The following is a 14,448-nucleotide window of genomic DNA, read 5'->3' on the forward strand; positions in this document are numbered from 1 at the left end:
TTATTCCGTATACGCTTGAATATTGTTTAACGCAGTCTTCCAATCACTCGCTTCAACAGAGAAACCTAAAGTGATTTTCTCGGTACTTAAGCGAGAGTTACTTGGACGCTTTGCTGGTGTCGGGTATTGGTCGGTGGCAATACTCGTTAAGTTCGGCTTTTTCACAAGCACCCCTTGCTCAACCGCAACATCAAAAATGGCATCGGCAAAGTCAAACCAACTCACATGTGGCAAACCCGAGTAATGGTAAACACCGTAATCCACAGTGTCCCCCTGAGTAATGCACTTCGCGATTTGAATCAATGTACCCGCTATATCGCCCGCATAAGTAGGTCCACCAAACTGATCACCCACAATACTTAATGCGTCTCGACTTGCTCCTAAGCGAAGCATAGTTTTCACGAAATTATTACCGTTCTCACCAAATACCCATGCAGTACGAAGGATAATATGTTTATTACACGCTTGTGCCACGGCAATTTCACCAGCGAGCTTACTTTTACCGTAAACGCCTTGAGGATTTGTAGCATCCGTTTCCACATACTCGCCCACTTTATTGCCTTCAAACACATAATCGGTCGAGATATGCAGTATCGCAGCACCAATGCTCTGCGCTGCTTGTGCGAGGTATTTTGGACCATCACGGTTTATCGCGTAAGAAAGGTCGACTTCCTCTTCAGCCTTGTCAACCGCTGTATGTGCAGCCGCATTGATAATAATGGTTGGTTGAAATTCGGTAACAGCAGAATAGACCGCTTCTTGATCAGTAATATCAAGATGCTCTCTATCTAAACCGCATACTGTGATATTTTCGTTATTGGCCAACTGCTGAGTTAAGCAAGAGCCCACTTGACCAAAGCAACCAGTAATGAGTACTCGCATCATTTTACCGCCTTGTTCTGAGTTTCGCTCACTAGTCGCGTTAAATATTGGCCATATTCATTTTTCATCATCGGCTTAGCCAGCATCAATACTTGCTCATCACTCAGCCAACCGTTACGCCATGAGATTTCTTCTAGACACGCGACTTTTAAACCTTGAACATTCTCTATCGTCTGCACGAAAGACGAGGCTTCATGAAGGCTTTCATGCGTGCCTGTATCTAACCACGCAAAGCCACGACCAAGTAGTTCTACGTTTAATGATCCGTCATTTAAATACATTTCATTGAGTGTCGTAATTTCTAACTCGCCACGGTGTGATGGCTTAACCTGCTTGGCCATTTCCACCACACGATTATCGTAGAAATACAAACCTGTTACGGCATAGTTGGACTTTGGTGTTTCCGGCTTTTCTTCAATTGAAACAGCCTTCATCTCTTCATCAAATTCGACCACACCGAAACGCTCAGGATCTTTCACTTGGTAACCAAACACGGTTGCACCCGATTCTCTTGAAGCGGCACTTTGTAGCATTTTAGAAAAAGATTGACCATAGAAGATGTTATCGCCAAGTACTAAACAAACGCTGTCATCACCAATGAACTCTTCACCAATAATAAACGCTTGTGCTAAGCCATCTGGGCTTGGTTGAATAGCGTACTCAAGGTTGATACCAAAATCAGAGCCATCACCCAACAGGCGCTTAAAACCGGCATTATCTTCTGGTGTCGTGATTATTAAAATATCTTTAATACCAGCGAGCATTAAAGTCGAAACTGGGTAAAATACCATCGGCTTATCGTAGATAGGCAATAGCTGCTTTGATACGCCGCGAGTCAATGGGTATAAACGTGTGCCGGAACCACCCGCTAATACAATACCTTTCATTAGTTACCTTCCTTTGATTCAACGGTTTCTACACCCAAACGCTCACGTTGGTAGCTACCATCTTGCACGTTTTGACACCATGTTGAGTTGTCTAGGTACCATTGCACTGTTTTACGAAGACCTGTTTCAAACGTCTCTTCTGGCATCCAATCTAGTTCACGTTGCATTTTAGATGAGTCAATGGCGTAACGGCGGTCATGACCAGGACGATCTTGAACGTACGTGATCTGCTCTGCATACGCTGACTCTTTCGGTACTAGCGTATCTAGGATGTTGCAAATCGTATTCACGACCTCAAGGTTTTTCTTCTCGTTGTGACCACCGATGTTGTAAGTCTCGCCTACTTTACCTTCAGTCACTACTTTGTATAGTGCACGAGCATGGTCTTCCACAAACAGCCAATCACGAATTTGATCGCCTTTTCCGTAGATAGGAAGATCTTTTCCTTCCAGAGCATTTAAGATGACAAGTGGGATCAGTTTTTCAGGAAAGTGATATGGGCCGTAGTTATTTGAGCAGTTAGTAACGATAGTTGGCAGGCCGTAAGTACGTAACCATGCACGAACTAAATGATCACTTGATGCTTTTGAAGCAGAGTAGGGGCTAGATGGTTCATAAGGTGTCGTCTCTAAGAACATCGGCAGGTCTGTACCTTCTGGAACCTCATCAGGATGTGGAAGGTCACCATATACTTCATCCGTCGAGATATGATGAAAACGGAACTCTGTTTTTGCTTTGTCTGACAGCGTATTCCAGTACTCTCGAGTAGCTTCTAACAAGGTGTATGTGCCAACGACATTCGTTTCAATAAACGCAGCAGGGCCAGTGATAGAGCGATCAACATGCGATTCAGCTGCAAGGTGCATTACCGCATCAGGTTTATATTGCTCAAAAACACGGGCAAGCTCTGAACGATTACAGATGTCCACTTTCTCGAATCCATAACGTTCGTTCGAATCGACTTCAACAAGAGACTCTAAGTTACCAGCGTAGGTTAGGCAATCAACATTAACAACTTCATCATGAGTGTTCTCTATTATATGTCTAATAACAGCACTTCCTATAAATCCAGCACCGCCTGTTACTAATATTTTCATTAATCAATTACTCACAGTCAAAATAGCAACCCAATGTTTGCTTTACAATATGTTTAGAATGATACTTTCTATCAAAAATAAGCTTCGAACGCCCTTTATTTCTATCAATCAGAGCGCTGTTTATATTAATAATAGCTGAGGCTAATGAAATAGACGATTTAGGCTTAATAAGATCGCCATTCCAACGGTCAACAACAGTTTCATTACAACCAGGAGCATCTGTAGTCACGATATATTTGTCGTAATATAGAGCCTCGATTATCGCGCGGGGAGTCCCTTCTCTATAAGAAGGGAGTACTACTACATCACTCAATTGGATATATTGAAAGATATTAGGTTTGTGTTCAAAAAAAATCGCATTTCTTAATTTCGTGTTGGAAATTTTTGTTTTTGTCATACCTGACGCTTCATCTAATGATGGAGAACCTATATGTAGAAAAACGAAATCATCTCTTACCAGATTGATGCGCTCAATGGCCTCTATATACTCGTTGATACCTTTTTCAAACAATGCTCTGCTAGGATATAAAACGAGTAACTCATGTCCCAAAAATCCATGCTGCTTTAAAAATTCCACCTTATTTATAGGTTTAACCTTATTGCTTGGAATCATGCTTGGATCAAATCCTGAACCATTAGTTACTAAAACCTTATCTGACTTCAGTAGTCCCTTAGATAGAAAGTAGTTTGCATCATCATGGTTCTGAAAGAATATATTATTAGATCTCTTACCCAAAATACGATAAATCCAATTAACTAATAATCGGCCAAACCAATAACTAACTTTATCATAGGAATAGAGGAGTCCCATCCCCGTTACTGATAGGTATAATCTATTTTTATTATTAGAGAGTAAACTAGCAAGCCCACCAACAACATTAGCTTTATGTGTAAAACAATGAATAATATCTGGTTTAACTTCTAATATTTTATTTAATATAAAAACAAACAACTTTATAATCGATACTAACCCAATAGACCTTCCAGAAAAGTCTGCAGTATGCGTTACAACACCCATACGTTTCAAGTCACCAATAAAGCTTCCTTCCGGACTAGATGCAGTAGAAATACTATGCACTTCATGTCCTTGCTCAATTAAGGCCTTGATAATTGGATAACGAAATTTGTATAAAGCGCCATCAGAGTTGCAGATTAATAGACATTTAGCCATTAAAATCACCTTCAATAAAATCTAAGTATTTATCGCATTGTGACTCAAGGGTATACCCTTCTCTTACCACACGATTACCTTCAAGTCCTATTTTCAATCTGAGTTTTTCATCATTGATAAGTTTAAAAAGCATTTCATACCATTCATCATCATCGTGAGCGTATAACCCCGACTCACCATTCTTAACTAAAACACTATTCTCGCCCACAGGACTGCAAACCACGGGTTTAGACATTGCCATATATTGAATCAATTTAAAAGCACACTTACCTTTTTCAAATCGAGAATCATTCAAAGGCATAATACCTATATCAATATAACTTAGTTCCAATATTTCATGCTCTTCCGACCATTGAATTACTTTATTTCTAAAACGCAAATTTTCACAAAACTCTTTATCTGCACCAATCAAGTGAACTTCGACGTCTAAGTTCTCCTGCAAGCGACTAATCGCGCTCTCCACACTTAGCAGATATTGGGATGAAGTTGGGGAACCAATCCAACCAATAACAATTTTATTGTCACTTCTGGAGCGTTTACATTTTTCCTTATTATACCTTTGGTAGTCAATCACAGTTGGTATTTTTACCACTCTTCGAGCTCCCACTGACTTAGCAAATCTTAGTATATATTCACTTCCAGCATTAACTCCGCTTGCCCATTGGATAATTCGACGATGCTTGTTATACAGAAAAGAAAAGAAGTAACTTTCTTTAAACTTATCATAATTATGCCAAACAGCATCGTCATAATCTAAAATATAATTACGCCCAGTCACTTTGAACATCCATTCAAAGATCGGAGGAAAGTACGGAACCACCTCTTTTTCAATTATTAAAATAGATTTATTGTCCAATAACAAATATAAAGAAACCGCCAGTCTTTTTAATATTGCCCATATTGCAAGAAAGTAATACAACTTATTACCTGAATATTTAAGAATCAAATAATCATCACAAAAAAGGGGGGCGTGAACAACCTTATATCCTTTCCCAATAAGAAAAGGAAAATATTGTAGACTGCGATATCTACTGCTAGCACCTAAACTTTGATGCTTAGTTAGATAAAATATCTTTTTCATTGTTAATTTTCTCTCGAATATGATAGAAACAATACATGATAGAAACAATTTCCATAATAACACTTGCAATTAAGATCGAGTATTCATTAAAAATCCCGGCCAATGTTATTATTAAAATGAAATTAACACATAATGATATAAGGCTAATTTTAAAAACATGGGAAACAAGGTTAAACTTAAATAGCAAAAAAGACTGAATTGAAGTGAACATTGAAAGTGTAGCTGATATAAAAAAGAACATAAAGAATATTGGCTTCATATCATACAAATAATAAGCAAGCATACAAACAAATACAACAGATAAATAAACAAATCGAGAACTATAAAACAAATATTCCTTCATCACATGAAAGAATGATACTGCATTATTGATTGATGATTTAGCTATTTTATCAACATAGTAACTGCTTGAAATATACGTTGTGACAAAAATAAAAATAGAAACCATCAACATATAGTTACCTATTATCACTATATCTTTATCTAAGAGTAGTATTGGCATCAATAGTGCGTAAACTCTTCCTCCCAATATTGATAGACAATTTTGCATGTAGAAATATTTACCGTCGAGTATATTTAGATCACACGAAAAACCATGTGAAGCATTGTCTTTACGGGAGACATTAACTCGCCAACTTGAATAATAAACAACGCATTCAATAAGCCTATATGCAAGAACTAAATATAGAACCCAACTATAATAAGGGAAAAATATTAGTATAGGAAAAATAGAAAACAAAAACACAGGGAAAGAAAGTATATAACTATACTCTTTATTAACAAAGTAAAATGAACTATATGAAACATTAATCGAAGAAAGCAAACAAATAAATTGCATCGATAATATTATATTTATTTCCATATCAAAGAAAAAATATAATATAGCTGAAATGAGCGTAGAAAAAGGAATGGCCACCAAAATTTTATAGTATAAAATTTTGGTTACCCCCCCAGTAAAGCTATCACTTTTAGAAGATAGCTTCGATAACATGTACTTTAGTGGGAATATATCGACTAGAGTCAAAAATATTACACAAATAGGAATTAAAATAACAACCTTTGAGTAATTATATTCATCCATCACAATACTAGAGATAAACATCAAGCCTATGTATAGGCCTGAGTTAGCAGCTCGAAAAGAGAATCTTCCTACGCTATTCCATATTGATTTGTTTAACATAGAGCAAAGCAACCCTCTTAAATAATGCGCATACTAACAGCAAAAAAGATAAGTAAAGGATAGTGTCATTAAACTTATAAGCAACTAATGACAAAACACAAACAGGTAAAAATGATGCATACAAAAAGGTTATTGTGAAGTTTCTCTTTATTTTAGAAAAATAGTCTACAGCTGACAATACAAAACCTAAAACAATAGATGATAGAAAAGCACCCCATAGAGATAACTCATTTATAATAGCAAGATGCATAGTATAGACATTTGTAACAACCCCTCCTACCTCGATAAAATCTAGCACAGAGGAATTAACTGAAATATACTCAAAGCCTAAGACCTTATTAACAATTAAATAAAACTTATTCAGTATTGTTGGTAGATAAGGTTCAAATATTACATTGTTGTATGTAAATAATTTTCCGTCTAAAGCATAAAGTGCGCCTATTGCATAGTCGTAGGGGTAAAGAAGAACATTTGTAGTCAAACTAGATAGATCATTCAAACTATTCAAACTTCCCACATCATTGTCTATAGCTTTCCCGGTAAAAACAGAAAATAAGATAATGAACAAGTAAAATAATACAACTGCGATAATACTAAAATAAATCAATCTTATATCATTAGTGTTTGTCCGTCGATACTTCACACCGAACATCATTATTATACATGTGATGAAGTTAATTTTAGCCCCAGTAAAAAGCAGGCTAAGTAATACCAAAGCAATTCCAATATATTCGACCTTATACAATTTGGTAAAACATGACTTATAGACAGCAAGGCAACAACTTAAAGAACCAAATATATAATAATAAATCAGAACTCCCGTATCGTTATTAATTTTATTAATATTTGCTCTTGCTTGACCACTAAACAGAAAGTTTAAAAGACCAATTTCTTTTTCAATAGTTACTATAAAAACTAAAAAAAGAGAAAACCATATTAGCCAGGATAACTTTGTTAGTGCTGCTATATTTTTTAAGTTTTCAAAATCATAGTTCTCATGATAATCTAGACTGGAGTCACCTTCAAAAGATAAGTAAAAAATAACATACGATAAATTAAAAGCTAACAAATAACATAGCAAATATAGCCGAACCTCAACACTAAGCTCTCCAAAGGAAGATAGATCGAGTTGAGCTAGAAAAATTGCAAACAGCCAAGTCATATTAAAAACAAGATAAAGACTAAGCCCCCCATTATTTAACCTAGCTTTTAAAGCAATGACCGCAAAAATCATTAAGAACAAAAACATTATAAACATAAAATAATCATTTCAACCTAAATAATCAGAGTAACATCATTTAAAAACTATATGGTCACTAAGCTTTTATAACATTTAATCTCAATGTAGAAATGAACATATCTCTATCAAAGATCACATAAGTCACTTAATCAGAATTCCGACAAGCTATCTTAAAATAATATAAATTATAGAGGTTCATAACTCTGATTAACTCCAATATCAAACTACTCCAGCTAAAAAACTCTATTCGAGAAAGTGAAGAGTTACACAGAGTCTTGCTAGCAAGATAATATCCATTAATAAATAACCTAACCTTATTATGGGTTAAAATATTACCTGCTACTCTAGAAAATATCGACAACTCTTCAAGTGAAAATTTCAATTAGCTTTTCTATGAAAAATATTCACTTATTCTTTATACTGGTAGCTTATACTTCAAAGAAAATATCCATCGCACTATTTAGAATCATATTTCTTCACATACCAGGATACGGCATGCTTAATGGCTTTGTCTATTCTATGGGTTGGCTCATAACCTAATTTCAATTTAGCTTTTTGTATACTAGCTTGGGAGTGTCTAACATCACCCACACGGAAGTCTCTATAGGATGGTAATGTAGACAAATTGAAGTTCAATTCATTTAGTGAATTCTGTATCGAGCTATAAAGCTCATTTAAACTAGTCCTATCGCCAAGAGCAACATTGTATACTTCATCTTTAGCTTCATCAGGAGCTAAAGCAGCTAGAATGTTCATCTGTATTGTATTATCAATAAAGCAAAAATCTCTACTCGTTTCACCATCACCATTAATAAACACTTCTTCTTTCTTAATCATTGATGCTGTCCACTTTGGTATAACAGCCGCATAAGCACCATTGGGATCCTGTCTAGGCCCAAACACATTGAAATAACGTAGGCCAATAGTTTTAAAGCCGTAAGTACGTGCATAGACTCCAGCATAAAGCTCATTTACATATTTAGTAACAGCGTAAGGCGATAGTGGACTGCCAATATTTTCTTCTACTTTTGGTAACGCTGGATGGTCACCATAGGTTGAGCTGCTCGCAGCGTAAGTAAAACTACTCACTTGAGCTTCTTTTGCTGCCGTCAACATATTTACGAAACCAGTAATGTTTGCAGCATTGGTTGTGACAGGATCTGCAATTGACCTTGGCACACTGCCCAGAGCTGCTTGATGGAGCACATAGTCGACCGCAACTTCACCTAGACCAATAGCTTTCTCACAATCGGCGTAATTTCGAATATCACCTTCAATAAAAGAAAAACGCTTCCATTGCTCCTCAGTTACAAGCGAACGCACTTCATCCAAATTGTGCTGATGCCCTGTAGCAAAGTTATCTAGTCCAACCACTTTTTGATTTAATTTCAATAGCGTCTCGAGTAGGTTGGAACCGATAAAACCTGCTACTCCTGTAATTAACCACTTTTGGGGAGATTCCGTTAATTGCTTTTTTATTTGATCATATTGAGTCATATCGGCCACTTGTTTAAGCTTAATGATTAAGGGGAAATAAAAGTACTATTTTGAGATAACGTGCTAATTTTCGCAGCACGTTATTTTAGGTTTGAGAGCATTAGCATTAGAGACGCATGTCTACATCGCTTTTTTCTAAGACATATTTTAAGTCATACAAGACATGTGTTTCTTTACCGAACTCTCTAATTTTTTCTGCACCTAACTGCTTGAATTCATCATGTGATACCGCTAAAACAATACCATCATAATGATTCAACTGTGCTTCTTTGATGACCGATAAACCATACTCGTGCTGTGCTTCCTCGTTTGAACACCAAGGGTCAAGAACATCAACGTTAATGTTGTATTCTTTAAGTTCAGAAACAATATCGATCACTTTAGTATTCCTAAGATCTGGGCAGTTTTCTTTAAACGTTAAGCCCATAACAAGTACATTAGCGCCTTCAACATGAATACGCTTTTTAAGCATACTTTTAACCAACGTAGAAACTACATACCCCCCCATACCATCATTCAAACGACGACCGGCTAGAATCATCTCCGGGTGATACCCTACTGTTTGAGCTTTATGTGTTAAGTAGTATGGGTCCACACCAATACAGTGACCGCCAACAAGACCAGGACGAAATGGTAAGAAGTTCCATTTAGTACCTGCCGCTTCTAATACTTCAAGAGTATCAATATTCAACTTATTAAATATAATTGAAAGCTCATTGATTAATGCAATATTCACATCTCGCTGAGTATTTTCAATGACTTTTGCCGCTTCTGCTACCTTAATGCTTGATGCTTTGTGTGTACCTGCGGTTATTATCGTTTTATACAATTGGTCTACAAATTCAGCCACTTCATCAGTAGAACCACTAGTCACTTTCAAAATATTAGTTACACGGTGCTCTTTATCGCCAGGGTTTATACGCTCAGGTGAGTATCCAGCAAAAAAATCTTTATTAAATGTTAAACTCGCTACATTCTCAACAACAGGAATACATACCTCTTCAGTCGCGCCAGGGTAAACTGTTGACTCATAGATGATAACATCACCTTTAGAAATAACAGAACCTAGTGCTTCCGACGCTTTAATCAACGGTGTCAAGTCCGGTTGTTTATACTCATCAATAGGGGTAGGAACGGTAACAATATAAACGTTACACTCTTTTAGCTCTTCAAGCGAAGCTGTATAAGTAAGATGAATAGCTTCTGCTAACTCATCACTCCCACATTCTAAGGTACTATCAATACCTTTAGCTAATTCATCAATACGACTTTGGTTAATATCAAAACCGATGGTTGCTTGCTTTTTACCGAATTCAACGGCTAGAGGTAGCCCAACATAACCTAATCCAATAATACCAATGTTCGCTTTCTCTAACGAAAAGTTCATATAATTTCACCTGATAGATATAAAAAATTTATCCACCTCAGTCATTCCTTCCCTACTAACTCTGCGAACTCACTTGTTAACACCTTGTTGCATAGACTTACATTTGGGAACGCTACCGCCCTTAGGTTTAGCTCCCAAAGGCGGTCAGTAGATAAAGGCTTACCGAGGTAAGCACAGTCATTTTAAATAGGCAGGATTGTAGCAAATAGCATGTGCATACTCTACGTTTATATTGATATCCCTTACTAAACGTCGCCATTGCAGATGACCTAAAAGAACATTTTATATACCGCAAAACTTTGTATCTTAAAAAATATGAGATTCGAAACAAAAATAACAGCATAACGAGACACAAGCAGACACCCAGAATATCAACGACTAACATTAGCAGGTTCACCTCAATAGTATTTGCCCAACAACACCCTTCCTCTGTATTCTCCTATCCTTTCTCGCTATACTCTTTGCCTATAGTTTTTCGCCCAATAACGAATAAGAGTTCAAGACATGCAAGAGTTAGTTCCATTTGTTCAAGAGAATATGATTTTAGCCATCGTATGGATCGGCTTGGTTGTTGCCATCATTGCGAACGTTATCAAGACATCAAACGCAGCCTACAAAGAGATCACGGCAGCGCAAACCACACACATGATTAACCGTGAAAATGGTGTTGTGGTTGATATTCGTACTAAGGATGAGTTCAAAAAGGGCCATATTACGGACGCAGTTCACATTTTGCCGTCAGACATCAAAGCAAATAGCTTTGGTAGCCTTGAAAGCCGCAAAGCAGACCCAATCATCGTAGTATGCAAGACAGGTCAAACCGCTCAAGAAAGCGCGAACCTACTGGTTAAAGCAGGTTTCGAAAACGTAAGCGTACTGAAAAGTGGCTTAGTGGCTTGGAGTGAAGCTAACCTACCTTTGGTTAAAGGTAAGAAGTAGTTAAAGGCAATAAACCGTTAACGACAAGAAGCAGACTGACCTGATTACACGAATATGACTTTAAGGTTTTGTTTGGCTGATATGACGAACAAAACCTAATTATAAATTTTTAAGGACAAGAAAATGGCTGAAGCAGCACAACAAGACGCACAACAAAACTTCGCAATCCAACGTATCTTCCTAAAAGACGTATCTTTCGAAGCGCCAAACTCTCCAGACATGTTTCAGAAAGAGTGGAACCCAGATGTGAAACTGGACCTAGACACTCAAAGCCGTGAACTTGGCGAAGGCGTTTACGAAGTAATCCTACGTCTAACTGTTACAGTTAAGAACGCAGAAGACACTGCATTCCTTTGTGAAGTTCAACAAGGCGGCATCTTCTCTGCAAGCGAAATGGAAGCTGGTCAACTAGCTCATTGCCTAGGTGCATTCTGCCCGAACATCCTATTCCCATACGCTCGTGAAACAATTTCTAGCCTAGTGGTTAAAGGTACATTCCCACAACTGAACCTAGCTCCAGTAAACTTCGATGCTTTGTTCATGAACTACCTACAGAACCAAGCTCAGCAAGCTGAAGGCGAACAGGCTTAAGTCTCACAGTAGAACTTAACTCTAACGATTCAAGCGCTAATTAGCTTTTAAATGCACATCGCAACTTCTGCGATGTGCATTTTTTCTTTACACTGTACTAAGATTGAAAGCTCTTCTTCTTCTTTTAGTAGATAGCTTTTCCAGAACTCTTCGATTTCCCTCATTATTTTTAGGTGGAAGCATGACAGAAACAACTCGCCCGACTAACACGACAGACGCTTACGGTAAAGACAGCGCTTACGGCAAAGAGATCGCCATGACTGTCATTGGTGCAGGTTCTTACGGAACCTCTTTAGCGATATCTCTAGCGCGTAACGGTGCCAATGTTGTGCTTTGGGGACATGATCCTGTTCATATGAATCGCCTTGAATCTGAGCGTGCGAATAATGAATTTCTGCCAAATATCGACTTTCCAGAAAGTCTGATTATCGAATCAGACCTTGAGAAAGCAGTAACTGCAAGTCGCGATCTTCTCGTTGTTGTTCCTAGCCACGTGTTTGGTATCGTTCTAAATAGCCTGAAACCACTCTTAACGACAAACTCTCGTATCTGCTGGGCAACCAAAGGCTTAGAGCCCGAAACCGGTCGTTTACTTAAAGATGTCGCGCATGATGTGCTTGGTGAGGGCTACTCACTGGCTGTTTTATCTGGTCCTACTTTTGCTAAAGAGTTAGCGATGGGCATGCCGACTGCAATTTCGGTGGCTTCACCAGACGAAAACTTCCTAGAAGAGCTACAAGAGAAGATTCACTGCGGTAAAACATTCCGCGTGTACGCAAACTCAGATTTCATTGGTATGCAGCTTGGCGGCGCAGTGAAGAATGTTATCGCAATTGGCGCAGGCATGTCGGATGGTATTGGCTTTGGCGCTAATGCACGTACCGCACTCATCACTCGCGGCTTGGCTGAAATGAGCCGATTAGGTGCTGCTCTTGGCGCGCAACCAGAAACCTTCATGGGTATGGCTGGATTAGGCGACCTAGTACTAACGTGTACTGATAACCAATCACGTAACCGTCGCTTTGGATTAGCTTTAGGCTCAGGTAAAGACGTCGACACTGCACAAGAAGAAATCGGCCAAGTAGTTGAAGGTTATCGCAACACCAAAGAAGTTTGGTTATTATCAGAACGCATGGGCGTTGAGATGCCAATTGTTGAACAAATTTATCAAGTGCTGTATCAAGGGAAAGATGCACACCTAGCAGCACAAGATCTACTTGCACGAGACAAGAAGTCAGAAAGATAGAAGAGCAGATACGGGATTCGAGTAAACGAGATGCGAAAAGAGTAAAAGCAGATACGAGATTCGGGTAAACGAGATGCGAAAAGAGTAAAAGCGGATACGAGATTCGGGTAATCGAGATGCGAAGAGAGTAAAAGCAGATTGAGCGCTTAAAGAAGGCTGCTTTTCGTTACTCGCATCTCGCTACTCTAATCTGTTCTTTACATCTCGTTCTTCACTCTTAAAGATGACGTGAATTTTAATTCCGTCATTCCAGAACTGAGGAACGAAGTGTCTGGAATCTCGTAGTTCTTCGTACCTCGAATCTCGGTTTCTCGCATCTGCTCTTAGAGCTCTTCGAATCTAGCATCTGCCCCTTAAAAATAATGGATGGTAAAATGAAACACTGTGAACAACAAAAAGTTTGGCAATGCATTGTGAAGGAAGCTCGACAGCAGTCGGAGCAAGAACCTATGCTTGCGAGTTTTTATCATGCCACGATCATCAACCATGAAAGTTTAGGCGCAGCTCTTAGCTACATTCTTGCAAACAAGCTAAAGACAGCTTCAATGCCAGCAATGGCTGTGCGTGAAGTGGTTGAACAAGCATTCAAGCAGGACCAATCGATTATTGATGCTGCCGCTTGTGATATTTGCGCGACAGTAAATCGAGATCCTGCTGTCGAGATGTACTCGATGCCTCTGCTTTATCTAAAAGGCTACCACGCTCTGCAAGGTTACCGAGTGGCTAACTGGTTGTGGAAACAAGGTCGTATTGCGCTTGCCACTTACCTACAGAATCAGATTTCGGTTGCTTGCCAAGTGGATATTCACCCAGCAGCACGTATCGGTAAAGCGATCATGCTCGACCACGCCACCGGTATCGTGATTGGTGAAACAGCCGTCGTTGAAAATGATGTATCGATTCTTCAAGACGTGACCTTGGGTGGTACGGGTAAAGAAGGTGGCGATCGTCACCCTAAAATCCGTGAAGGCGTGATGATTGGCGCCGGCGCTAAAATACTAGGTAACATTGAGGTGGGTGAAGGCGCGAAGATTGGTTCTTGTTCTGTAGTTCTACAAGCCGTACCGCCTCATACAACAGTCGCTGGCGTTCCTGCAAAAATTGTCGGAAAACCGAAAACAGACAAGCCATCTTTAGATATGGATCAAGGGTTTAATGGTCGCTCTCAGAACTTCATCCATGGTGATGGGATTTAAGAGCAGATTCGGGATGCGAGTAACCGAGATGCGAAGAGCTTAAAAGCAGATGCG

General features: G+C 38.6%; 13 protein-coding genes. 4 read left to right on the forward strand and 9 right to left on the reverse strand.

The window, feature by feature from the left end; all coding sequences use genetic code 11:
- From rfbD to tviB, 9 genes are all read right to left on the reverse strand, one after another.
- Positions 1 to 882 (reverse strand): dTDP-4-dehydrorhamnose reductase, encoded by an 882-nt coding sequence (rfbD, locus tag MSG36_RS16150; RefSeq protein ID WP_248368892.1) that lies wholly within the window; start codon positions 880 to 882, stop codon positions 1 to 3.
- A complete protein-coding gene (rfbA, locus tag MSG36_RS16155) occupies positions 882 to 1,769 on the reverse strand; it encodes a glucose-1-phosphate thymidylyltransferase RfbA (protein ID WP_248368798.1) in 888 nt (295 codons plus the stop codon). The genes rfbD and rfbA overlap by 1 nt, the downstream gene beginning before the upstream one ends.
- Positions 1,769 to 2,866, reverse strand: coding sequence for a dTDP-glucose 4,6-dehydratase (rfbB, locus tag MSG36_RS16160; RefSeq protein WP_248368800.1), 1,098 nt, complete (start codon positions 2,864 to 2,866; stop codon positions 1,769 to 1,771). Before rfbB ends, rfbA begins: the two co-directional genes overlap by 1 nt.
- A 7-nt stretch (positions 2,867 to 2,873) precedes the next feature.
- The gene (locus MSG36_RS16165; protein ID WP_248368801.1) at positions 2,874 to 4,037 is read right to left on the reverse strand and encodes a glycosyltransferase family 4 protein; all 1,164 of its coding nucleotides are present in this window, start codon (positions 4,035 to 4,037) and stop codon (positions 2,874 to 2,876) included.
- Positions 4,030 to 5,118 (reverse strand): glycosyltransferase family 4 protein, encoded by a 1,089-nt coding sequence (locus MSG36_RS16170; protein WP_017063113.1) that lies wholly within the window; start codon positions 5,116 to 5,118, stop codon positions 4,030 to 4,032. Before MSG36_RS16170 ends, MSG36_RS16165 begins: the two co-directional genes overlap by 8 nt.
- Entirely contained in the window at positions 5,093 to 6,298 is a 1,206-nt protein-coding gene (locus MSG36_RS16175) for a hypothetical protein (RefSeq protein ID WP_248368803.1), read from the reverse strand. Before MSG36_RS16175 ends, MSG36_RS16170 begins: the two co-directional genes overlap by 26 nt.
- Positions 6,273 to 7,556, reverse strand: coding sequence for an O-antigen polymerase (locus MSG36_RS16180; RefSeq protein ID WP_248368805.1), 1,284 nt, complete (start codon positions 7,554 to 7,556; stop codon positions 6,273 to 6,275). Before MSG36_RS16180 ends, MSG36_RS16175 begins: the two co-directional genes overlap by 26 nt.
- Before the next feature lie 438 nt (positions 7,557 to 7,994).
- The gene (locus tag MSG36_RS16185; protein ID WP_017063110.1) at positions 7,995 to 9,035 is read right to left on the reverse strand and encodes an NAD-dependent epimerase/dehydratase family protein; all 1,041 of its coding nucleotides are present in this window, start codon (positions 9,033 to 9,035) and stop codon (positions 7,995 to 7,997) included.
- Between the two features lie 106 nt (positions 9,036 to 9,141).
- The gene (tviB, locus tag MSG36_RS16190) at positions 9,142 to 10,422 is read right to left on the reverse strand and encodes a Vi polysaccharide biosynthesis UDP-N-acetylglucosamine C-6 dehydrogenase TviB (protein ID WP_017063109.1); all 1,281 of its coding nucleotides are present in this window, start codon (positions 10,420 to 10,422) and stop codon (positions 9,142 to 9,144) included.
- Between the two features lie 504 nt (positions 10,423 to 10,926).
- Here tviB and MSG36_RS16195 point away from each other — a divergent pair.
- The 4 genes from MSG36_RS16195 (at position 10,927) to cysE (ending at position 14,394) form a co-directional block, all read left to right on the forward strand.
- The gene (locus MSG36_RS16195) at positions 10,927 to 11,361 is read left to right on the forward strand and encodes a rhodanese-like domain-containing protein (protein WP_048612491.1); all 435 of its coding nucleotides are present in this window, start codon (positions 10,927 to 10,929) and stop codon (positions 11,359 to 11,361) included.
- 123 nt (positions 11,362 to 11,484) lie between these two features.
- Positions 11,485 to 11,952 (forward strand): protein-export chaperone SecB, encoded by a 468-nt coding sequence (secB, locus tag MSG36_RS16200; RefSeq protein WP_009847959.1) that lies wholly within the window; start codon positions 11,485 to 11,487, stop codon positions 11,950 to 11,952.
- A 181-nt stretch (positions 11,953 to 12,133) separates the two neighbouring features.
- Positions 12,134 to 13,198, forward strand: coding sequence for an NAD(P)H-dependent glycerol-3-phosphate dehydrogenase (gene gpsA, locus MSG36_RS16205; protein WP_248368807.1), 1,065 nt, complete (start codon positions 12,134 to 12,136; stop codon positions 13,196 to 13,198).
- A 374-nt stretch (positions 13,199 to 13,572) separates the two neighbouring features.
- Entirely contained in the window at positions 13,573 to 14,394 is an 822-nt protein-coding gene (gene cysE / locus MSG36_RS16210; RefSeq protein WP_009847961.1) for a serine O-acetyltransferase, read from the forward strand.
- Positions 14,395 to 14,448: the final 54 nt, after the last annotated feature.

The sequence above is a fragment of the Vibrio sp. 1CM8B genome (genome assembly GCF_023161685.1).
Classification (GTDB): domain Bacteria; phylum Pseudomonadota; class Gammaproteobacteria; order Enterobacterales; family Vibrionaceae; genus Vibrio; species Vibrio coralliirubri.

Bases quoted from the DNA above. Each gene is read 5' to 3' on its own strand.
- rfbD (WP_248368892.1), bottom strand. From the start codon at position 882: ATGCGAGTACTCATTACTGGTTGCTTTGGTCAAGTGGGCTCTTGCTTA.
- rfbA (WP_248368798.1), bottom strand. From the start codon at position 1,769: ATGAAAGGTATTGTATTAGCGGGTGGTTCCGGCACACGTTTATACCCA.
- rfbB (WP_248368800.1), bottom strand. From the start codon at position 2,866: ATGAAAATATTAGTAACAGGCGGTGCTGGATTTATAGGAAGTGCTGTT.
- MSG36_RS16165 (WP_248368801.1), bottom strand. From the start codon at position 4,037: ATGGCTAAATGTCTATTAATCTGCAACTCTGATGGCGCTTTATACAAA.
- MSG36_RS16170 (WP_017063113.1), bottom strand. From the start codon at position 5,118: ATGAAAAAGATATTTTATCTAACTAAGCATCAAAGTTTAGGTGCTAGC.
- MSG36_RS16175 (WP_248368803.1), bottom strand. From the start codon at position 6,298: ATGTTAAACAAATCAATATGGAATAGCGTAGGAAGATTCTCTTTTCGA.
- MSG36_RS16180 (WP_248368805.1), bottom strand. From the start codon at position 7,556: ATGTTTATAATGTTTTTGTTCTTAATGATTTTTGCGGTCATTGCTTTA.
- MSG36_RS16185 (WP_017063110.1), bottom strand. From the start codon at position 9,035: ATGACTCAATATGATCAAATAAAAAAGCAATTAACGGAATCTCCCCAA.
- tviB (WP_017063109.1), bottom strand. From the start codon at position 10,422: ATGAACTTTTCGTTAGAGAAAGCGAACATTGGTATTATTGGATTAGGT.
- MSG36_RS16195 (WP_048612491.1), top strand. From the start codon at position 10,927: ATGCAAGAGTTAGTTCCATTTGTTCAAGAGAATATGATTTTAGCCATC.
- secB (WP_009847959.1), top strand. From the start codon at position 11,485: ATGGCTGAAGCAGCACAACAAGACGCACAACAAAACTTCGCAATCCAA.
- gpsA (WP_248368807.1), top strand. From the start codon at position 12,134: ATGACAGAAACAACTCGCCCGACTAACACGACAGACGCTTACGGTAAA.
- cysE (WP_009847961.1), top strand. From the start codon at position 13,573: ATGAAACACTGTGAACAACAAAAAGTTTGGCAATGCATTGTGAAGGAA.